General features: G+C 33.7%; 18 protein-coding genes. All 18 read right to left on the bottom strand.

What is annotated here, in order from left to right; translation table 11 throughout:
• Positions 1–115 precede the first annotated feature (115 nt).
• A complete protein-coding gene (locus ACFSX9_RS09580) occupies positions 116–343 on the bottom strand; it encodes a hypothetical protein (protein ID WP_379807023.1) in 228 nt (75 codons plus the stop codon).
• A complete protein-coding gene (locus ACFSX9_RS09575; RefSeq protein WP_379807021.1) occupies positions 344–886 on the bottom strand; it encodes a DUF420 domain-containing protein in 543 nt (180 codons plus the stop codon).
• A gap of 57 nt (positions 887–943) precedes the next feature.
• A complete protein-coding gene (locus ACFSX9_RS09570) occupies positions 944–1,570 on the bottom strand; it encodes an SCO family protein (protein WP_379807019.1) in 627 nt (208 codons plus the stop codon).
• Entirely contained in the window at positions 1,560–2,279 is a 720-nt protein-coding gene (locus ACFSX9_RS09565) for a hypothetical protein (RefSeq protein ID WP_379807017.1), read from the bottom strand. Before ACFSX9_RS09565 ends, ACFSX9_RS09570 begins: the two co-directional genes overlap by 11 nt.
• A 76-nt stretch (positions 2,280–2,355) precedes the next feature.
• Entirely contained in the window at positions 2,356–2,706 is a 351-nt protein-coding gene (locus ACFSX9_RS09560; protein WP_379807015.1) for a cytochrome C oxidase subunit IV family protein, read from the bottom strand.
• 21 nt (positions 2,707–2,727) lie between these two features.
• Positions 2,728–3,711, bottom strand: a complete 984-nt coding sequence (locus ACFSX9_RS09555; protein ID WP_379807013.1) for a cytochrome c oxidase subunit 3 — start codon at positions 3,709–3,711, stop codon at positions 2,728–2,730.
• 45 nt (positions 3,712–3,756) lie between these two features.
• A complete protein-coding gene (locus tag ACFSX9_RS09550) occupies positions 3,757–4,344 on the bottom strand; it encodes a cytochrome c oxidase subunit 3 (RefSeq protein WP_379807011.1) in 588 nt (195 codons plus the stop codon).
• A 1-nt stretch (position 4,345) separates the two neighbouring features.
• On the bottom strand, positions 4,346–5,245 hold the full coding sequence (gene cyoE / locus ACFSX9_RS09545; protein ID WP_379807009.1) for a heme o synthase: 900 nt from the start codon (positions 5,243–5,245) through the stop codon (positions 4,346–4,348).
• Between the two features lie 77 nt (positions 5,246–5,322).
• Entirely contained in the window at positions 5,323–7,431 is a 2,109-nt protein-coding gene (locus ACFSX9_RS09540) for a gliding motility protein RemB (RefSeq protein WP_379807007.1), read from the bottom strand.
• Positions 7,432–7,440: 9 nt separating this feature from the next.
• The gene (gene deoC, locus ACFSX9_RS09535) at positions 7,441–8,184 is read right to left on the bottom strand and encodes a deoxyribose-phosphate aldolase (RefSeq protein WP_379807005.1); all 744 of its coding nucleotides are present in this window, start codon (positions 8,182–8,184) and stop codon (positions 7,441–7,443) included.
• 78 nt (positions 8,185–8,262) lie between these two features.
• Positions 8,263–8,568 (bottom strand): energy transducer TonB, encoded by a 306-nt coding sequence (locus ACFSX9_RS09530; protein ID WP_379807003.1) that lies wholly within the window; start codon positions 8,566–8,568, stop codon positions 8,263–8,265.
• Positions 8,569–8,634: 66 nt separating this feature from the next.
• The gene (locus ACFSX9_RS09525; RefSeq protein ID WP_379807001.1) at positions 8,635–9,012 is read right to left on the bottom strand and encodes a hypothetical protein; all 378 of its coding nucleotides are present in this window, start codon (positions 9,010–9,012) and stop codon (positions 8,635–8,637) included.
• A gap of 94 nt (positions 9,013–9,106) precedes the next feature.
• The gene (locus tag ACFSX9_RS09520) at positions 9,107–9,847 is read right to left on the bottom strand and encodes an energy transducer TonB (RefSeq protein WP_379806999.1); all 741 of its coding nucleotides are present in this window, start codon (positions 9,845–9,847) and stop codon (positions 9,107–9,109) included.
• A 45-nt stretch (positions 9,848–9,892) separates the two neighbouring features.
• Positions 9,893–10,285, bottom strand: coding sequence for a VanZ family protein (locus ACFSX9_RS09515; RefSeq protein WP_379806995.1), 393 nt, complete (start codon positions 10,283–10,285; stop codon positions 9,893–9,895).
• Complete coding sequence (gcvH, locus tag ACFSX9_RS09510) at positions 10,254–10,634, bottom strand: glycine cleavage system protein GcvH (protein ID WP_379806993.1); 381 nt, start codon at positions 10,632–10,634, stop codon at positions 10,254–10,256. Before gcvH ends, ACFSX9_RS09515 begins: the two co-directional genes overlap by 32 nt.
• 115 nt (positions 10,635–10,749) lie before the next feature.
• On the bottom strand, positions 10,750–17,871 hold the full coding sequence (gene sov, locus ACFSX9_RS09505; protein ID WP_379807083.1) for a T9SS outer membrane translocon Sov/SprA: 7,122 nt from the start codon (positions 17,869–17,871) through the stop codon (positions 10,750–10,752).
• A gap of 63 nt (positions 17,872–17,934) precedes the next feature.
• A complete protein-coding gene (gene ruvA / locus ACFSX9_RS09500; protein WP_379806991.1) occupies positions 17,935–18,516 on the bottom strand; it encodes a Holliday junction branch migration protein RuvA in 582 nt (193 codons plus the stop codon).
• Positions 18,517–18,526: 10 nt separating this feature from the next.
• The gene (locus ACFSX9_RS09495; RefSeq protein WP_379806989.1) at positions 18,527–20,809 is read right to left on the bottom strand and encodes an NADP-dependent malic enzyme; all 2,283 of its coding nucleotides are present in this window, start codon (positions 20,807–20,809) and stop codon (positions 18,527–18,529) included.
• Positions 20,810–20,936 lie beyond the last annotated feature (127 nt).

The raw sequence follows: 20,936 nt of genomic DNA, 5'->3' as shown, positions 1-20,936 counted from the left end.
CCTGTCAAAGCGTTGAGAAAAGTTACTACAACACAAACAATCCCAATATTTGGGTGAAGCAATGCAAAGTCACCAAAAGAAATAAAAAATTGAAATTAATTCAGCCAGATACAATTTACTCAGCTTGCACTTTTTTCTTTCCGTATCTCATTTTGTAAATTGCAAATCCCAATGCACCCACTAAAATATAGGGTATAGCCATTAAATAAACAATTCCATCGTTTACAGCTTCCGCTTTCACCCCGTTTTCTTCACTTGCAAGAGCGGCTCTGCACATAGCACATTGGGCTTGACCCAAATTCGAAAGCAAGAAAAAACTAATAATAAATAAAATCTTTTTCATTTAATTTACGTAATAAGGAGAAATCATTAAATAAACCACAACACCAGTAATAGCAACGTACAACCAAATTGGAAAAGTAATTTTCGCAAACTTTTTATGTTTATCAAATTGTTTCGACCACGCTTTGACGTAAGTCGTTAAAACCAATGGAATAATGATTATCGATAAAATAATATGTGTAATTAGTATGAAATAATACACATATTTTATGGTTCCTTCTCCACCAAATTTAGTAGAATCAGACGTCATATGATAAGCTACATACATGCCTAAAAATGCAATAGAGCAAGCAATTGCAGTTTTCATTAAGTTTTCGTGCAGCGTTCGTTTTCCATTTTTAATAGCAACTACTGCAATAATCAAAAGAAGTGCCGTTAATCCGTTGATAGAAGCATAAATTGGAGGTAAGAACGACAAAGGTTCCACATCAAATCCTAACTTTCTTAAATTGACACCAAAAAGCAACGCTACAACACCGGGAATAACAATTGACAAAGCAATTATCAATTTGTTATATTTGGTTTCATTATTGTTAACTTCCATAATTTATTGAATCTTATATTTTTTCAACTTACCTCAAAATTGCAATTAAATTCGACTTTACTCTTCTAATAGTTTTTTGATATCTTCTTTTATTGCCTGAACGCCTTCTGCTTCTAATCCATCGTAGTATAAAATTGGATTACCTTGCGAGTCTCTTCTGCAACGGATGTTTCCTTTTTTATCTACCAAAGCAAAAAGACCAGAATGTTCAAATCCACCAGCTGCTTTGTTATTTTGACCTGCGTATAAATTAAACCCTTTATTCGCCAAGTTATAGATATACTCTTTATCACCTGTTAAAAAATGCCAATTGTAATGCTTAACTCCTAACTCCGCAGCATGCTCTTTTAAAACCTGAGGCGTATCTTTTGCAGGATCAATCGTAATAGAAGCAATACCGAATTTAGGATTACCGTAATATTCTTCTTGCAATTGCAACATACTCTCGTTCATCTTCGGACAAATCGTAGGACAAGTAGAAAAGAAAAATTCTACTACATAAACTTTTCCTAAGTAATCTTTATCCGAAATTTTCTTTTCGTTTTGATTTGTCAATTCGAATGCTGGAACGGGACCGATTTCAACTAAATCCGACTTTTGAAATTTGGCTACGATTTTTGGCACTGCCCAAATTCCGAAAATTAAAACGATAAAAGAAATCCCTATGTAAGACTTATTGTTCATTTTTAGATTTTTTATTTTTTTCGATGTTTTCTTCAATTTTATCTCTGAAAGCATCTTTTCTTTTGTTATTATTTTTCGTCAACGCTAAACGATATTCGCGCAAAATGATTTTGACATCATCTGTCATTTGATTGTGTAAGTCGGCCGCAGAAATGGTGTTATAACTTTCTTTATACTCATCATCACCTTTTCTATCTTTACCTTTTCTTCCTCTATGACTTAATTCTTTATCTACAATGATAACAGACGAAGTTCCAAAATTTTCATCTAAACCACCTGCTAATTTATAACTATTATAAAACTCTTGAATTTCAGCTGGTTCACCAAAAACGAATTTCCAGCCACTCATATTTTCGGTAATTGGTTCTAATTCGCTAAGAATTTGGTCCGCTTTGCCTTCATTTCCTCTTGGCGTAACCATTACCATTTGAAAATCAGTAAAACCTTTGAATTTATTATATATTTTCTGATTTAGGTTGAAAAAGTTTCCTCTATTTTCAATTACATTATTTCCTACGAATCCTAAAATAGTTATCTTTCCTTTTAATGCAATTTTAGAATTATCTAAACTCGTCCAATTCTTCGGAATTTCCGCATTATTTTTTGTAAGCGTAGGTAAGAAGAGAGAGTTATGGGTTGCTGACGAAAATATAAGATAAGTTGCAATTGGCAAGACAAATAGCAATATAAGGACTAATTTATTTTTCATTAGATAGATTAAATTTGTTGATACAAAAGTAAAAAAAATCCCGCTAATAAGCGGGATTATATATTACAAACAAGTGTTAAAAGTTCCACTTGATAAAACCATTTTTATAAACTTCAAAAACGTAATCAGCTTCTATTAGAATAAGAAAACAGATATACAAAATTAAGAAAGCTAAAGGTCCAACGATTGACCATCTAAAAGCTCCTTTTTCACCTTCTAAGTGCATAAAAGCCCACATAATATAGTATGCTTTCACAATTGTTAGAATAATGAATATCCAGTTTAGTAAGTTAGTCCCTAACACATTTGTCATGTGTAATGATTCAGGTTTAAAAATACCAAATATAACTTCAACGATTGTTATAAGTGAAAGTAGTCCAAAAACAATCCATATTCTCTTTGTATTCGATTCGTGTGCGTGTGCCATGATATACTTTAAATTAAAATATTAAACTAAATAGAAGAAAGTAAATACAAACACCCATACTAAATCTACGAAGTGCCAGTACAATCCTACTTTTTCAACCATTTCATAACTGTTTCTTCTTTCGTAAGTTCCTAAAAGAACATTAAAGAAAACAATACAATTCAACAAAACTCCTGTAAAAACGTGGAATCCGTGGAAACCTGTAATAAAGAAGAAGAAGTCAGCGAATAATTTACTTCCATATTCGTTTCTAATTAGATTAGCTCCCTCAACAACATAATGCGTATCTGAAACTCTCTTAATAGATTCTTCTCTTGATAAAACAATTTTCTTTTTAGTTTTCTGGTCTATATTTTCAACTCTCACTAAAATATTTTCATTGGCTTTAAAACCATCAACCACTTGATTGATAGTAAAAGATGCAATTGTAGCTTCTTCTGTAAACCAAAGTCCATTTCCTCTAGAGTGTTGTGTTCTTTCTTCATGAGAAACTGCAGCAAATTCTCCTAATGCTACTCTTTCATGTTCTCCGTTTGCTCCTACTTTCACGAATTGTAAAATAGAACCTCCTGAAGTTTCAACAGCACCGTATTCACCTTTGATGAAGTTTTTCCATTCCCAAGCTTGAGAACCTAAGAATATAAAACCACCCAAAATTGTAAGTGCCATATAAGTAGCTACTTTGTTTTTGTTTCTGTGATGACCCGCATCTACAGCTAAAACCATAGTTACAGATGAGAAAATCAAGATAAAAGTCATTAATGCCACATAATACATTGGTGCATTAACACCGTGTGCAAATGGAAAGTGGTTAAAAACTTCGTCTGCAATAGGCCAAGTTTCTAAAAATTTGAACCTCGAAAAACCATACGCAGCTAAGAATCCTGTAAAGGTTAATGCATCTGATAAGATAAAATACCACATCATCATTTTACCATAGGTTGCCCCTAATGGTCCTTGACCTCCGTCTAAAGCGTTTTCGTCTGAAATACCTGTCGCTCCCATAAATTTTTTAATTGTTAAAAAGTTCCCAAATTTATTATTTTTTTTCTACTTGAAAAAATAGAAAAACAAAAACAAGTAAACCCAAATGAAATCCATGAAGTGCCAATACATCGCACTTATCTCAATACCAAGGGTTTGAGTTGAATTGTATTTTTGTTTATAATGATTATAAATTACCACCAAAAGAGATATAATCCCCCCTAATAGGTGTGCTATGTGTACTAAAACGGCAATATACAAAAAAGATGTAGTAACATTACTTTCACTTCCGGTAAAAAAATAGCCATTTGCAATAACTGCACTAAATCCCTTAAATTGTAAAAAGATAAAAGCTAATCCTAATACTAATGTTGTGATTAACAATATACTAGTTTGCTTTCTATCTCCCTTTTTCATCGCTTGTAATGCCATATAAATAGTTCCACTACTTATCAACATAACTATTGTACTTATTAAGAAAGGCATTGGCAATACGAAATCAGATAACCAATCTGGCCTAGATTTACTAACTACATAAGCACTCGTTAATCCTGCAAAAATCATACAAACGCTTATCATTCCGAACCAAAGCAATAGCTTATAAGTCTTTCCTTTACGCTCTTCTACTTCTTCCAATGTCATTCTATTTTCCATCCTATCGTAAAAATTTATCTAAAACATATACAATTTGCAACAAAGATATATAAGAAACACTAACAATCATCAATTTTCTTGCAGCTTTTGCATCCATTTCTTTGTGCAGTTTAAAAGCATAAAACAACATCCACAAACCTAGTACCACTACAATACCGGTTGAAATCTTAGTTAAGAACAATCTTCCTGTAAATCCAAAAGCTGGAATTACGGAAGCGATAATCATCCAAATGGTATATAATATAGTCTGTAACGCTGTTTTTTTATCTTTCTTTCCTGTTGGCAACATAAAAAAACCTGCTTTTTTATAATCGTCAAACAAGAACCAACCTATTGCCCAAAAGTGAGGAAATTGCCAGAAAAATTGAATAATAAATAAAGTCCCCGCTTCAATCCCAAACTGACCTGTTGCCGCTACCCATCCTAACATAAAAGGAATTGCTCCCGGAAAAGCTCCTACAAAAACAGACAAAGGTGTCACAGTTTTCAAAGGTGTATATAAACTAACATACATGAAAATCGAAATCGCGCCAAACATAGCTGTCTTCGGATTTACGCTGTATAGAATTGCTAATCCTAGAATAGTTAGAATAATTCCTAGAATAAACGCACTTTTTGTCGTCATCCTTCCAGCTGGTAATGGGCGATTTTTCGTTCGGTCCATTATAGCATCCAAGTCTTTTTCAATAATTTGATTGAAAACGTTTGAAGCGCCAACCATGCAATAACCACCTACAACTAATAAAAACAAAACACTCCACTGGAATGGCTGCTCTTGACTAAATCCTAACAAATAACCAGCAATTGTTGAAATAACAACGCTAATTGACAAACGAGCCTTCGTAATTTCTACAAAGTCTTTGTAAAGAGAATTTTTAATATGGGTTTGAGTTTCTTCCAATTGTGTTTTATTTCACCTCAAAAGGCGTGCAAATATACAAATAAGATTATTGTTTATCAATTTGAAATAGTAGAATATTAATAATCAAAATACCAATTAAACAAATGACTGCGTAAACCTATCGAAAACCATGTTGAATTTGATTGAATTGCAGTAGTTGTTTCCGCTACTGGATCAAAATTCCTAAACAAAACATTTCCGAAAACCTTCAAATTTGCAGCAGGATTTACCAAGTAACCTACTTGTAAATCTGCAATCATAACATTAGTTTTATTTCCTTGTGCAATAGAAACACCCGTATCAAACGGACGATCATCATCATAATCTAAATAAATATCTCCTCCGTAGTTAAAATTGTCCGTTCCGTTTTTAAAATCAAAACCTCTTTGCCCATAAATTAATTTTGCATCTGCGAAGTATCTTCCCTTATAATAACGAGCAATAGCAACTACTTCTCTAAAATTTGCACCCCAATTATGCCCCATACTTTGATTATTATGCCCGTAATTAGTCAAAGGATTACTATGCGAATAAACATAAGGACGCACTTGATTATACTCTAGTTGCAACATTAAATTCTTAATTTGAAACGCATCGTAATACTTTACACCTATCTGATAAGCAAATTTATTTCGCCAACTTTGATTCGCTGCTTTTACGTCGCCAATTGCAAATTCATCAATTAAAAATTGTCCGTAAACATTAATTTGATTGTTCCATTTGTATTTTGACGTTAGCGCTAAAAGTGCATTTCCTGTTTTAGATGAAGACCCAAACTCTACAGCCCTGTAAAATATAAGCGGATTTACAAAGTTAAGATCGAAACCTCTTTCATTCATATCGGTCCAAACTACGTTTTCAAAAAATCCAAGATTAAATCTTTTAGTTACATTCCAACTCAAATAATGACTTGCCATGAATTTTGTAGCGTAAGTTCCGTCCACTGTAGCTAAATCCCGAACATCTTTTAGCCACATATAAGTATTCGTATATTTTATTTTCCAAAAAGTAGTATTGATTTTAAAAAATGGATAAGGACTAGTTCCATCGCTTTGCAACAAAGAACGATATCCATCTCCAAGAAAATTTCGTCCATAACCTAATTGTAAATCGATGAATTTATTAGGAGAATACTTTAAATTTGCTTCGGCCAACGGAAAATCGTAAGCATCCTCTTTAAAACGTTTTGCAATTCCTATTCCTGGGATTATCGCCGGATTTCCTCCAGAAGGCTTAATGCTTTCTGCATAGGCATTATAATAATCTGCAAATCTCCCTTGACTCTCAAAAATAGATGTTGAAAAAGTCAATTGTTCACCTAAAGCGCCATCAACCTTTACACCTCTAGTATTTACAAATGTATTTGAAGATTTGCTATCTGTATCTTTACCTACTCTTACATCTAAAACACCATTCACAGTGAACCAATAACCGTCACCTTGAATAGCTACAAGATTTTCATTCCATATCTTTCTACCAAACCAAGATTCCTTTTGCTTCAAATTCGCCTGATTAATAGCTTCAAAATCGTAATATCTTGATACCTCCTCGTAAGAATAAGGCTTTGAAGCCGTATGATTATTGCTTCCCACTTGATTTAGCAAAGCATCAAATACACCGTAATTTTGGTGCGAAAAAACAACATTCCCTTTACTTTTAAATTGAGGATTTTCGAAAGGTTTATAAATTATATCTTCATATTCCGTAAGCTCCTTCGAGTTATCGATTAAGTTTGAATTTGTTTTATCTTGAAGCACAACGATATCTCTACCTGAAATAGCATTCGGTTCTTCTAAAGGAATTGCTATTTTTAGCGTGAATTTAGAATAAGTAGGTCTTCCCGAATAAGTTGCGGGTTTTATTTTTGGTAGACTTTCAAAAACTCTCTTAGTTTCTAATTTCAAAGATTCGTAAGGAGCGTCGATGTAAATGATTTTAAAAACTCCAGCGGTATCAACTTCGAAAAGCGCAATTACTGTTCCTTTAAAATCAGATGCTATTTTATCATCATCGACTTTATAATTTGTAAAAATATAATTCTGTAAAGTATTGTAAAAACAAACTTCTTGCTGGTTGGCCAATGAGGCTTCACAAGCTGGAAACTGCGGAAACTGTTCTCTTCCGCTGGTTTGCGCAACAGAAAAATATCCGAAAAAAATAAAAAATAAGGGGGCGAAAAATTTCATTATACTAGTTTAGTAACCATTACTTGCGTCTTCTCCGTTTGCAATTGCTTTTGCCGCAGAAGTTCCGATGCGTTTCACACCTAAATTAATCATCTCAACAGCCTCTTGATAAGTGCGCACACCGCCAGCTGCTTTTACAGACAGCGGAAATGAATTTTCCAACATCAATTTAATAGTATGAAGCGTTGCGCCATTAGGAACTCCTTCTGGTGTTTTATAAAAGCCTGTTGAAGACTTTACGAAAACCTTTTCATAATCGGCTTCTTTAAAATTAGCGATTATAACATTTTTTATTAAAACACTTAATTGTATTATTTGATGATCATTTAAAGCCGCGACTTCTATAATCCATTTTACAATTTTGTGATGTTGTAATCCTAATTCCGTTCCTTCTAAAACCTGTTTCTTTACTTTATCAAACTCTTCGTTAATAAAAGCTTTATAATCCACTACAAAGTCCAGATCATCAGCTCCGTTTTGAATCGCTAAATTAGCTTCTTTTAATTTATTTTCCAGTGATCCATCACCGTTTGGAAAGTCGATAACTGTTCCTATTGTTAGTTGTGATTTCGAATTTAGAACCATCTCTTTAGCCAAAGCTACTTTATCAGGACGAATCATAATAAGCTTAAAATGATGATCGATTGCTTCTTGAATATATGCCGCAACAACTTCTGTGTTCTTCTCTTCAGATAAATTTGCCTGTTCTGCCGTTTTTAAATAAGTCGAATCTAAATAGTGTTTAACATCCATATTGAGAGAGTTTTATAATAACTTGTAAAAATAAAAAAAATCCCTTCGAAAAGAGATTATTTTAAATGTTTATTTTTGTTATCGTATTTTAAAAGTCACAGGCATTACATATTTTACCCTAACTGGCTTTCCTCCTTGTTTTGCAGGAGTCAGTTTAGATACTTTTCTCACAGCTGCTTCTGCTGCTTTCTGCATCGCTTTTGTAGCTCTATTATTATCCAGCGCTTTTACTTCTACAATTTTACCAGTTTCATCAATGATGAAAGAAACTGTAGCCATTCCTTGTTTACCATCCTCTAAATCACTTTCAGGATAAACTGCATTCTTATTAACAGCTTTTGCCATCTGTTCTTCAAAGCATTTCATCTGCTGCTCTCTACTCATTCCCTTACAAGCAGCAAACATTGGAAGCTCCTCTACATTGAAAAGAGTTGGACCCAATGGTTCCTTCTAAACAACAACACTTGTAGGTTTTTCCGTCTCTGGGTCAATTTCATTTTGAGTTTCAGACGGAGTAGGATCAACAGCAGTTTCTATTTCTCTCGGAACTTCTTTAGTAGTTGGCTTGAATATATCTTTAAAGACTGGTTTATCAACTGCCGGCTTTGTTACAACAATTGGTTTTGATTGCGGAATGACTTTAAAAGCTGTTGGAACTGTAAGGTCAATTGTTGCTACAGGCAAATCAATAGTTGCTGTTTGCGATGGTTTGAATTTAAAATTAAACTCTAGTGCAAATAACACGACTAACATGGTTGCAATAAGCCCGATCTGGAAAAAGATAAAGCTACTTTTGACTTTTTTAGGAAATTCTACATTTGGTTTCATAGTATATAAAGATTAAAAGTTAACAATTTGTTAATTAACCTATACAACTAATATGCCAAAAAAAAATCCCAACGAAATGTTGGGATTTAAATTACTAACCTAATTTAAAAGTAATTGGCACTACGTGTCTAACTTTTACTGGTTTATTTCTTTGCTTACCTGGTTTTAATAAAGGTAATTTCTCAATAATTCTTCTTGCTTCTTTCTCAAGTAATTCTGATCCTTTAGGACCTTTTACTCTTTGAACAGAAACTTTACCATCTACACCGATAAGGTATTCAACCTGAACTCTACCTTGGATATTATCTTCCATTGCTCTATCAGGATAATTAAAGTTCTTTTTAATGTGTTTAGTCATCTGTTCTTGGAAACAATCAAACTGACGCGATTTAGGTTCGTTTTCACAACCTGGAAATAACGGCACTTGCTCAATAACAGAAAACGGTAATTCATCCGGAATATAATCATCAACAGCGGCACCTTCATCTCCGTAACTATCGGCTGTTTTAGTTTCTTTCTGTTCTGTTTGTTGGTTATCCTCTACCTTTTCAATTTTAGTCTCTTTGATAACTACTTTGTTTTCCACAATCTTAATCTCAACTGGAGCAGGTGGTGGTGGTGGTGGTAATCTTTGAGCAGGTGGCATTGTCATAATCGCAACATCTTGCTCTACAAAACCACTATCAAGAACAAGTTCTTCAGTTTGAACAATAGGATCTTCGGACTTTAATTCAATTCCGACATATGTTAATAACAAAACTGCAGCTAATCCCACTTGGAAATAAAGCATGCTATTTCTTTTTGGATCTACGTTAGGATTTTTCTTTAATTCCATAATTTTAATTTTCAGTTGCTAATATAGTTAATAATAGAAATGTTTTTATATTTTTTCTTTAAAAGTTTTACGCTCTAACCATACAATAACAAGCAATGCTAATAGTGCACCTCCTGAATTAGCCAAAGCGTCATAAATATCAGCCTGTCTATTTTGGGTTAAAACACCTTGTAAAACTTCAATAATTATGCCATAAATGATTGCGACACCAACTATTAAAAACTTTAACAATCTATTTTTTATTTTTTTCTTTAATGCGAAATACCAAAGTAACGTAAAAACAAAGTAAAATATAAAGTGTACCGTTTTATCGTTTACTGGAACCTCAACATTTGGCATACCATTTAGACTTACTAAACTTGCAACTGTAATTGCAATAGCCCAAAGTACCGCAAGCGAAAATAAATTACGCTCCGATAAGTGCCTTATAATCTTCATCTGATAAAAGTGCGTCTACTTGTGCCATATCAGAAATTTTAACTTTTACCATCCATCCGTCTCCGTATGGATCAGCATTTACTTTTTCTGGATCAGATTCTAATGAATCATTAAATTCAATGATTTCTCCTGAAAGTGGTAAAAACAAATCAGAAACTGTCTTTACAGCTTCCACTGTTCCAAAAATCTCATCTCTTTCTAAAGTTTGATCTAATGTTTCAACTTCGACATAAACGATATCTCCCAATTCTTTTTGAGCGAAATCTGTAATTCCGATTGTTGCAACGTCTCCATCAACTAAAACCCACTCGTGATCTTTAGTATACTTTAAATTAGCTGGTATATTCATGTTAAGTTTAATTTTTAATATTTTGACAAATGTAATTGTAATTATTGAATTCTAAAATAGGTTTTTTGTTATTTTTTATGATTCTACTCAAAAACGTGTTAATTTATTCTGTTTGTTAGTTTCCAAAGTTATATCGCAGTGTAAATCCTGATCTAATATTAGTAATAGGGAACGATGTTGAAATAACTGCTTGTGAAAATTGATGGTCATAAAAGAAGATAGCTGTTAGATTTCTACTGAACGAATAATCCGCAGTTAACTTCACCGACCACATATCTTGACCACCACCTAATTGGTTGTTATCATAATCTAAATATCGAACAATCGTGTTATTTTTACGAAGTGAGAAATCTGCTTTTATATTAACATCACTTCTTATTATCCCTGAAACATTATCAGCTAGTGCCGAGTTAAAGGTAACGTCTTTTATGCGATATCCTAAACCAACGATATATTCGTTACCCGAAACTTCAGTTAAAAGGTTATTATCAAAACTCATATTTAAAGTCCTGTCTTTTTTAATTTCGGCTAAAAATTTCATCGAGTTCTTCAATGTCATATCTATTTTCACTAAAGGATTAAATTGCTCTGCTAAATTCACATTTGAGATTAATTTATTCGCATAGAAATTACCATTTACGTCCGCTGGTGCGCTATTCAAATTAGAACGGAAAGAATTCACGTTATAACTCGCTCTATAACCATGTTGCAACGAGAAGGTTTTAAACTTATCTTTAAACCATGTGTAACGCATTAAACCAGTATATTTCACATTCCAATTTGGCAAAGGAATATCTCTAAATACACCAGTAGAAACCTTTGCAGCATCTTTACCAGAATACGCAGCTACAAATGAAGGTAATAATACTTGTTGACTGTTTTTACCATAACCTATTGGGTATCCTTCCGCATCTCTTGGAATTGTTGTTGCTCCATAATAAGTAGTTGCTAATCGTTCTGCTACTACTAGCCTATTGTCTCTAAAGTCTTGAAATGCTTGTGAGAAGTTTACATCACTTTTATCAAAAGCTGTTTTAATTAAAATCGTAGAAATATTAAAATTACCAAAATCATAAGGAGAGCGGGAATTGTAATCTCCAAAAGTAACATCATACTGCTCTGAATAATTATAAGCATAAGTTCTATCTCCAGACAAAGTAATTTTTAAATCTGGAAACGGTACTACATCAGCGGTGATATTCATTTGTTTATTCTTCACCTGAGTGTAATTCTGATTGAACTCTGGAAAAGTAGTTAACCAACCATTTCTAGCAGCTTCATAACGAACATCTGCTTGACTTCCGAAAATAAAACCCATTGTAGGCTTGGAAGAACCAAAGAATCCTAATCCCGGAAGATATCCCGGAAGAACAGTTCCTTCACTCTGTGTGAAATTTGCCTGAATGGTTTTCACACTTGTAACTAGACCAATTAATCCTTTTACAAAAACATTTCTTTCCGTACTGATATTTTTATTAGCAGCTACTACTTTTTGACCCGGTTTAGGAGCTACAGCGCTAGGTTTTTTTACTTTAGATTTATTGTTTTTATTTGCGGTTAATCCGATGTATTTATAGAAAGTCTCCATAGAAAAAGTGGTATTCAATTTATGCGAACCTGCATTTTGAACCGTATTTCCTAAGGCATAAGATGTTCCATTGTCTGCCTCAATTGTTGAAAAAGCATCCGAGGCACGTTGCCAGTTGTAATCTCCCGTATAAATATAAGTTGACTTTATAAAAGCTAATGCCGGAATTTTATTAATAGGTAAATCATAATTCACTACAAATTGTTGATTGTGTTGATTTGATTCTCCAATATTCCAGTAGTCATCCCAAATATCAAGTCCGTCAATAGGCAAACTATTATCATCTAAATAATTTCTAACAATATTATTTGAGGAAGCTGTATAATTTATACGTAATGATTTCGTAAGATTATAATTAAATCCATATTGATAGTTGAAGAAATAATTCCTTCTGTATAAATCGCCAAGACCAATTCCCTGAACGTCAACTAATCTAAAACGCTGTTTATTAAATTGTCTTAAAATAGTAGAGCTAAAGTTGATATTTGATGGTAAAAAGTTAAAATTAAAATCACTCAACAATTTATAATAACCTGATTTTTTAAAGGTTTTTGAATTTTTAAATGGCTCTACAACAAGCGGCTTGAATGAATAAGCATAATCTACAGAAGTTCTATTTTGTTTGTCTTGTAAGCTTTCAATTTCGTAATCATGATGTTCCATTTCATTTAAAGAATAAGAAAGTGTTAAGTTTTCTACATCAAAAAAGTTTGATTTCTTTTCAGGATTTCTTTCTTTTCTTACACCGATAAAGTTAAGACTAGTTCGTTTTGTGTAATCAATGGCTCTGTTTTCTATATTAGCGCGTTCAGCTGCGTCATTGGTAATATCTAATAACTGATCTAATTGAATATCTTGATAGAAGGGATCAAATTTTGGAGTAATTGTTTCTTCACCTACACCATAATTAAATGGTAAATTTATACCCCATTTCTTTGGTAATAATTTTCCTAAATTAACATTGGTAACGATATCATATTGGAATACATCTTCTCTACTTCTTTCATTTGGACCTTGCTCTAAAGAACCAAAACCTATCGTACTAATTCTAGTTGTTGCAGAAATATTTGCGAAGTCAGCCAAGTTAGTATCTAAGTTAGCAACTGCTGCATAACCACCCTTATTATCCATATCCGAAAGGCGAAGCTCATTAAACCAAACTTCTCCACGTTGTATTTGACCAGATTTGTTTTTCACACCAATCATCAATGTTCTTACCAAACCAAAATTCGGATTCCCTTTAATACCTAATGTTAACCTATTATTAGACGAACCAATTAATGGATTTTCCTCTTCAATAAAACCAATGCCATTGTCATCTTCGATGATGTTAACATTATTCTGTAATTTCAGTATTTTAAGCGCCGTTAAAAATTCCAGAGGCAATGTAATTTCATTTTCTTCTGGCCAAATATCTTCTGCCGAAGTTGCACCATGAGGCGTAACTTTTAATGGCATTTCAACTTGATAGAAGTTATCTGTAAAGTCATTCCCAAAACGAATGAATGCAATAAGCTCATCATCTTGCAAACGGTCATTGTCTGTGTTTTTTTCTAAAGCTTCGGCATGTAAAAACATTCTAAGCTTTTTAAACTGACGCATATCAACGTTTACATTTTTGAAAACTGCTCTAGAATCATCAATTTCTAAACCACCTAAACCTGCAATACTTTGATCTTTTTTATAAACTCTCAAAGAAAGAGACTGTTCATTTTGATTGATTATTGTATTGTTATTATACAACTGCTCACGAACTACTCCTGGCGGTGTTACATATTGAATAGGACTTCTTCTTCCGTTTTCTTGAATGTTCAAAGCCGTTACATCAAAACCAGTATTGTCATCATCTGGATCTGGATCATTGATGTCTAACGTATTTGTATATCTTCTCCACTCACCTCTTACTAAGTCTAAAGCACCAAATCTAAGTGTAACTTCATCCTTAAATCCGGCCATATACATACGCATAAAACGTATTGAACGAAAATCAGTGATAGGACCTACTTTATTCGCGTTAGTAAATTCTAAAATCGGAATTTTATATAAAATCCATCTCGCTTTACCAGATTGTCCGTTTGGTAAATCTACGTTGTTAATTTCTCTAAAATCAGTAATGTAATTTTGTCCCACAGGAACAGCTCCATCTGGATATTGTTCAATAGGCACTTCAAATTTGAAATAAGCATTAATCGTGTTCATGGTGTTGTCACGATTAATATCTTCCACATCTGGATAGGTTGTATTTCCTCTGTTTGTATCAGTTACGTTTACTGGTGAATTTCCTTCAGTACCATTATAATCTCTATAGCGATTTATGATACTTCCACCTGCATTAAGATAAAAATTATAGTTATCCGCAGAAGGGTCTGGTTGTCCTGCAAAAAGCGGATGTTGTATCGCCTCTTGAGCATCTGAAAGTCCGTCAAGACCTACATCTTGCGCCTTTCTATTTCCTTCTGAAGTATCAAAAGCATAGATTAAAGACTGAGATGCTGGAACTGTTCCCCAAGCAGTTGTAACTGTTGGCGTAGAAGATCCAGGCTCTGGAAGACCATTTTCATAAGATTTTTTACCATCTCTTAAAATATCTTCTGATATTTCACCTAAATTAAACACTATTTTACCGGTATTCGTTGGATCAATTACATCTCCTGTGTTTCCATAAAACGGGTCCATTACCCAAAATTGAATATACTCAACATTTGACTGCTCAAAATTCGTTGAATTAATTGCACGCATTACACCAGCCCAGTTGTCAGGCGCTTCCAAATCCGTAAATTGATTGGTAGTCGCTAAAGTCGCATTGTAATTATAAGGCCCTCTATCTTTTGGGAAATAAGTTAAATCTAAAGTACTAACAACAGTTGTTTGTCCTTGTGCAATATCTGTAACAGGATATAATTCTCTACTAAAGATTCGTCTTGTTTTGTTAAAAGATAATTCATCTCTTGAAACACCGCTTGGTGGTTGTGTATAAAAAAGAGGATCAATACTGTACCAAGACATTTTTGCTCTTTTATAGCCTATTCTTAAATCATTAACTGCCGGTTCATTAGCTGTTGGATCTCCATCATAATTATCTTCCAACGGAACACTTGCTAAACTCCATGATAACGGCGAACGCATATCAATTGTGGATTGCGACCCTTCAAAATCATCAATATAAGTTGTTGCTTCACCATTAAATTCATCGGTTTTAGAACTGCCTGGCTTTAAGTAAGCGAACTCTCCTCTAAAGGAAATATTAGATGGCACATCAGTATCAATATTTGGCAATTTGTTCACTAATCTCGTTAAGAAAGGAACTTCTGTAGAATAATTAGCATTTAAACCAAAGATAGAATTGTTAACCGATTCTTGTCCGTAATTTGATTTGGTAGTAAACGGACGCTCAGACATGTTTAAAATAGTAGCACCCACTAAGAATTTTTCGTTGAATTTATGCTCAACGTTGATTCCCCAAAATCTTCTAGTTTGTTGTCCGAAAACAGAATTATTTTCTACAGACACTTCAATTGGTGTGTTCGAAGCCTGAAGCGATGGGTCCAAGATATTTACTTTCCCCATTTGGTAATTTACCGTATAATCGACACCTTCAACTAAAAGTCTCCCACCAGCAGTTACTACAACAGATCCTTGTGGCACATTAAAAGCACCAATAGAAATTCCTTCACCACTCATGGATTTATAACGTCCTTTTATTTGAAATTTATTCTTTGAGCTTTCTTGTAAAGCAGCTGCTTGCGTTGTTTTATATAAGTTTCTGAAAACGTATTTTGATTGATTTGAATTATAAAGTGTTCCTTCGTAATCTTCCGAAGCATTTAACCTTAATTTTTCGAATAAATGTTTTCCAAACGGCTCCACAGTAGTAAATATAATTCTACCTTTTTGTGCATCAATTGTTATTCCTGGAATAAAATCAAAGAAACCATCTCCACCAGCTTGTGGATCATTGGTGTAATTTAATTTATCTACATTGAACACTTGTAATAATGGTGTTTCGTTTACAGTCGCAGGTAAAGGATCTGCACCAGCTTGTGTAATGTAATTTAATGGCGAAGGATCAGTATATAAAATATTTAGTTTAAAATCTTCTTGCTCTAATTGATAACCTCCTGTTTGATAAATGTTTTTCATCATTAAGTTCCAAGCCGGTTCTGCAACGACTACTAAATTAGACTTCAACATTTTTAACAATAAGGCTTGTGATGTTGGAACTCCACCAGCATCCACGTTTGTTGCATCTACTCCATCCGTACCAAATTCTCCTACTTGATACACCTGATCTCCAATAGTATATTGATAGGAAACCGCTAAAACTTCATCATTTGTTAAACGCTGATTAAGAGAAAGATATCCTAATTGAGGATGAAATGTAAATTCTGAAGCGGTTAATTTTCTAGCATTTTCAAGCTTCGCAAAGTCAACTCCTTCTGCAATTCCTGGTGTATTAAAACCATTTAAAGCCGTTGAAACATCTCTAACACTACTATTTAAGAAGTTACTTCCAATATTATTTGGGTCAAACTTATTATTCGCGTTATTTGAAGGTGTGTCTGGCGCTACGTTAAAAAATCCAGGTGCCGAAACCCCAACAACTGTTGCATCTGGCAAGCCAAAAAGTTGCGATTCACCTAAATCTTGAAGGGCAATAATATTTCTTAAGTTGTTTTCGGTATTACTAACTCTATTTTGCTTGTTAGTTACCCAAACTTCAATACGCGTAATTTGAACACGCGAATTAACATAGGGATAAGTAGCTAAAGCTTTATCGTATTTATTTCTGAAGTATTGCGATAAGAAATAGTGTCTATCCGCATCATAATCTAAAGCAAAAACCTCAAATTCTTGAAGTGTACCACCTCCTTGAGAAGTCACTGATTTTGTTTGTGATTTTTGTTCCGAGAAAACTCCTGTAAATGTTGTTTTTCCAAATTGCAATTGGGCTTTTACACCAAATAAACTTTGGGCACCACGAACTAATGAATTAGACAATGGAAAACTCACATTCCCCACCTCAATTTTCTTGATGATATCATCTTCAGTGGGAGCGTATTCTAATTTAATTAAATTTTGAAAAGCAAAAGTAGACTGCGTGTCATAATTAATATTCACACTTAATCTTGTTCCTACTTTTCCTTGAAGTCCTACACTAATTCGCTGATCAAAATCAAAACTAGTTGTTTTTCGGTTTTTTGGCGAAAATGAAGGGTTGTCTTGTTTAGTAAAACGCACCCCTAAATCAATATCTACCGTTCCTGTTGGCTTTACATCAATTGTATTACTTCCAAAAATGGCTTCAAAAAACTTAGAATTTACATAATATTTTGGCAATAGATTCTTCTGACCTTCTTCTGAACCTGCTTTTAAACCGTCCATAGCGGCAGATTTCTCTTGGTAATACTTGCGCATTTCTTCGCGAAGAACTAATTCTTGATATTGTGCAGCAGTTAAAATTAAGGGATATTTTATATTAAACTCACCCACAGAGTTTGTATAAATATAACGATCAGTAGCGGCATTATAAGAATATAATTCAGCGATACTTTTGGGATTTGGCATTTTAATCTTACCTAAATCCACCCCTGTTCTCACACTATCCTTTTCTTCATCTACTTGTGCGTGTAGCGAAAAAGAAAATAGCATTACTATAAATGCAAAACTATATTTTAAACTACGTTTTGCTTTTGTTGCCGTTTTTTTCAAGTTTTATAAATTTTTTAAAGCTTGTTTTATTAAGTTTTCTACAGAGGCATTCGGGGTTTCTCTAATAATTTTATCTAACGCTTTTTCAGCAGTTTTTCTTGCAAAACCTAAAACTTCTAAAGCTGATAACGCTTCATCTTTATTTGTATTGCTCTCAATTACTGAAACTTCGTCTAAATTGTAGACTTTTAACACTTTCTCTTTTAAATCAAGAATAATACGCTGTGCGGTTTTTGCGCCAATACCTTTCATCGATTGCATGGTTCCCAAATCGTTTGAAGCAATTGCTTGAATAATATGAGTGGGCGCTAATGAAGAAAGCATGGTTCTTGCAATACTCGCTCCCACTCCCGAAACAGAAATTAATAATTTAAACAATTCACGCTCTTGCTTTTCTACAAATCCATACAATGTGTGCGCGTCTTCTTTGATTTGCAAAAAAGTAAATAATTTTAAACTTTCTGAATCTGGCAATAACGAGAATGTATGCAATGAAATATTAACATGATAGCCCACACCGTTGCAGTCAATAATAACGTGGGTTGGTGTTTTTTCAACTAATCTTCCTTGGATGTGTGCTATCATATTACTGGTCTTACTTTACTTGTTTTTTTCCTTTTTCTTGTGCGTCAACTACAGCAACTGCTGCCATATTTACCATTTCATCCACACTTGCTCCTAATTGGAAAACGTGTACTGGCTTATTTAAACCTAAGATAATAGGTCCAATAGAATCCGCTTTATTCAATTCTTTCAGCAACTTGTAGGTAATATTTGCTGCGTCTAAATTAGGGAAAATAAGTGTATTCACTTTTTTGTTTACCAATTTAGAAAAAGGGAACTTACTTTTTAATAATTCTGGGTTTAAGGCGAAGTCACTTTGAATTTCTCCATCTACGATTAAATCAGGGAAATTCTCATGCAAATAAGTCACTGCTTCTCTTACTTTATTTGGACCTTCACTGTTTGAAGAACCAAAGTTTGAAAAAGAAACCATAGCAATTACTGGTTCCATTCCGAACATTCTAACAGTTTTAGCTGTCATTAAGGCAATTCTTGCTAATTCCTGAGCTGTAGGGTTTGGATTAATTGCAGTATCCGACAAGAAAACTGGTCCTCTCGTCGTCATCATCATGTTTGTTGTAGCTATTTTTGAAACTCCTGGCGCTCGTCCTATTAGTTGCATAACCGGCTTAATTGTTGAAGGATAACTTCTTGAATGACCTGTTACCATTGCATCTGCTTCACCAGTATTTACCATCATTAGTCCAAAATAGTTACGCTCGCGCATCCATTTTTCAGCTTCATAAAAAGTGACACCTTTTCTTTTTCTAGATTCCCAAAAATGCGTCGCAAATTCGTGTCTTCTGGTTGCTGCTTCAGGTGTTTTTGGATCAAAAATCGGCACTTCAACATCAAATCCAATTTCTGCTTTTAACTCTTTTATAATATCTTGATTTCCTAATAAAATAGGGAAACCAATGCCTTCTTCATGTACAATTTGAGCTGCTTTCAACACATCGATTTGATCTGCTTCTGCAAAAACAATACGTTTTGGATTAGTTCTAGCTCTATTCGTTAACAAACGGATCATTTTGTTATCTGACCCCATTCTTTCTAATAAATCGTCTTTATATTTTTCCCAATCTGTGATTGGCGCTAATGAAACTCCTGAATCCATTGCCGCTTTTGCCACTGCTGGCGCTACTGCTGTGATTAATCGTGGATCAAAAGGCTTTGGAATTATATACTCACGACCAAAGGTTAATTTAGTTTCACCATAAGCAATATTAACTTGCTCAGGCACCGTTTCTTTTGCTAAATGTGCTAAAGCAACTACTGCTGCTTTTTTCATTTCCTCATTAATTTTTGTAGCTCTAACATCTAAAGCACCTCTAAAAATATAAGGAAACCCTAATACGTTATTTACCTGATTAGGATGGTCTGAACGACCTGTAGCCATAATAATATCTTTACGAGTAGCAATTGCTAGATCATAAGCTACTTCAGGCAATGGATTAGCCAAAGCAAAAACCACGGGATTATCCGCCATAGCTAATAACATTTCGGCTGAAACGATATCGCCAGATGATAGCCCTACAAATACATCGGCACCTTTCATTGCATCATGTAATGAATCATAGTGTTTATCAGAAGCGTATTTTCTTTGCATGTCCGAAATTCTAGTATCGTCTTTTCTCAATGCACCTTTACTATTGAACATTACAATGTTTTCCAGCTTAACGCCAAAAGCAACGTATAAATTAGCACAAGCAATGGCTGCAGAACCTGCTCCCGAAACTACCATAGTAATTTCTTCCATTTTCTTACCAGCTAATTCTACCGCATTTAACAAGGCTGCACATGAAATAATTGCTGTTCCATGTTGATCATCATGCATTACAGGAATATTCAATTCCTCTACCAAACGTCTTTCGATTTCGAATGATTCTGGCGCTTTGATATCTTCAAGGTTTATTCCTCCAAAAGTAGGTGCTATATTTTTTACGGTTGCGATGAATGCTTCAATATCTTTAGTATCAACTTCAATGTCAAAAACATCAATATCAGCAAAAATTTTGAATAATAATCCTTTTCCTTCCATTACCGGTTTTGAAGCTTCGGGACCAATGTCTCCAAGGCCTAAAACAGCAGTTCCGTTAGAAATTACGGCTACTAGATTTCCTTTTGCGGTGTATTTATAAACGTTATTAACGTCTTTTTGAATTTCTAAACAAGGTTCTGCAACACCTGGAGAATAAGCTAGTGCTAAATCTCGTTGTGTAGCGTATCTTTTTGTAGGAACCACTTGGATTTTACCCGGGGTTGGTTTTGCGTGATACAATAAGGCTTCTCTACGTTTACTATCTTTATGCATAATTTTCAAATTTACTAACTTACAAATATAAGTGTTAGTTAGTAAAATAGAAATTATTTGTCGATTCTTTTGAAAAAATATGAATTCCAAATGATATCGTTATATTTCTGCTTCATTGTTTAGAAAT

Origin of the sequence: Flavobacterium ardleyense (assembly GCF_042686085.1) — a bacterium.
Lineage (GTDB): Bacteria > Bacteroidota > Bacteroidia > Flavobacteriales > Flavobacteriaceae > Flavobacterium > Flavobacterium ardleyense.
Note: the sequence above shows the minus strand (reverse complement) of the source record. Positions and strands in the feature narration are given on the sequence as shown.

Coding starts and splice junctions, on each gene's coding strand:
- ACFSX9_RS09580 (WP_379807023.1), bottom strand. CDS start 343: ATGAAAAAGATTTTATTTATTATTAGTTTTTTCTTGCTTTCGAATTTG.
- ACFSX9_RS09575 (WP_379807021.1), bottom strand. CDS start 886: ATGGAAGTTAACAATAATGAAACCAAATATAACAAATTGATAATTGCT.
- ACFSX9_RS09570 (WP_379807019.1), bottom strand. CDS start 1,570: ATGAACAATAAGTCTTACATAGGGATTTCTTTTATCGTTTTAATTTTC.
- ACFSX9_RS09565 (WP_379807017.1), bottom strand. CDS start 2,279: ATGAAAAATAAATTAGTCCTTATATTGCTATTTGTCTTGCCAATTGCA.
- ACFSX9_RS09560 (WP_379807015.1), bottom strand. CDS start 2,706: ATGGCACACGCACACGAATCGAATACAAAGAGAATATGGATTGTTTTT.
- ACFSX9_RS09555 (WP_379807013.1), bottom strand. CDS start 3,711: ATGGGAGCGACAGGTATTTCAGACGAAAACGCTTTAGACGGAGGTCAA.
- ACFSX9_RS09550 (WP_379807011.1), bottom strand. CDS start 4,344: ATGGAAAATAGAATGACATTGGAAGAAGTAGAAGAGCGTAAAGGAAAG.
- ACFSX9_RS09540 (WP_379807007.1), bottom strand. CDS start 7,431: ATGAAATTTTTCGCCCCCTTATTTTTTATTTTTTTCGGATATTTTTCT.
- deoC (WP_379807005.1), bottom strand. CDS start 8,184: ATGGATGTTAAACACTATTTAGATTCGACTTATTTAAAAACGGCAGAA.
- ACFSX9_RS09530 (WP_379807003.1), bottom strand. CDS start 8,568: ATGAGTAGAGAGCAGCAGATGAAATGCTTTGAAGAACAGATGGCAAAA.
- ACFSX9_RS09525 (WP_379807001.1), bottom strand. CDS start 9,012: ATGAAACCAAATGTAGAATTTCCTAAAAAAGTCAAAAGTAGCTTTATC.
- ACFSX9_RS09520 (WP_379806999.1), bottom strand. CDS start 9,847: ATGGAATTAAAGAAAAATCCTAACGTAGATCCAAAAAGAAATAGCATG.
- ACFSX9_RS09515 (WP_379806995.1), bottom strand. CDS start 10,285: ATGAAGATTATAAGGCACTTATCGGAGCGTAATTTATTTTCGCTTGCG.
- gcvH (WP_379806993.1), bottom strand. CDS start 10,634: ATGAATATACCAGCTAATTTAAAGTATACTAAAGATCACGAGTGGGTT.
- sov (WP_379807083.1), bottom strand. CDS start 17,871: ATGCTATTTTCTTTTTCGCTACACGCACAAGTAGATGAAGAAAAGGAT.
- ruvA (WP_379806991.1), bottom strand. CDS start 18,516: ATGATAGCACACATCCAAGGAAGATTAGTTGAAAAAACACCAACCCAC.
- ACFSX9_RS09495 (WP_379806989.1), bottom strand. CDS start 20,809: ATGCATAAAGATAGTAAACGTAGAGAAGCCTTATTGTATCACGCAAAA.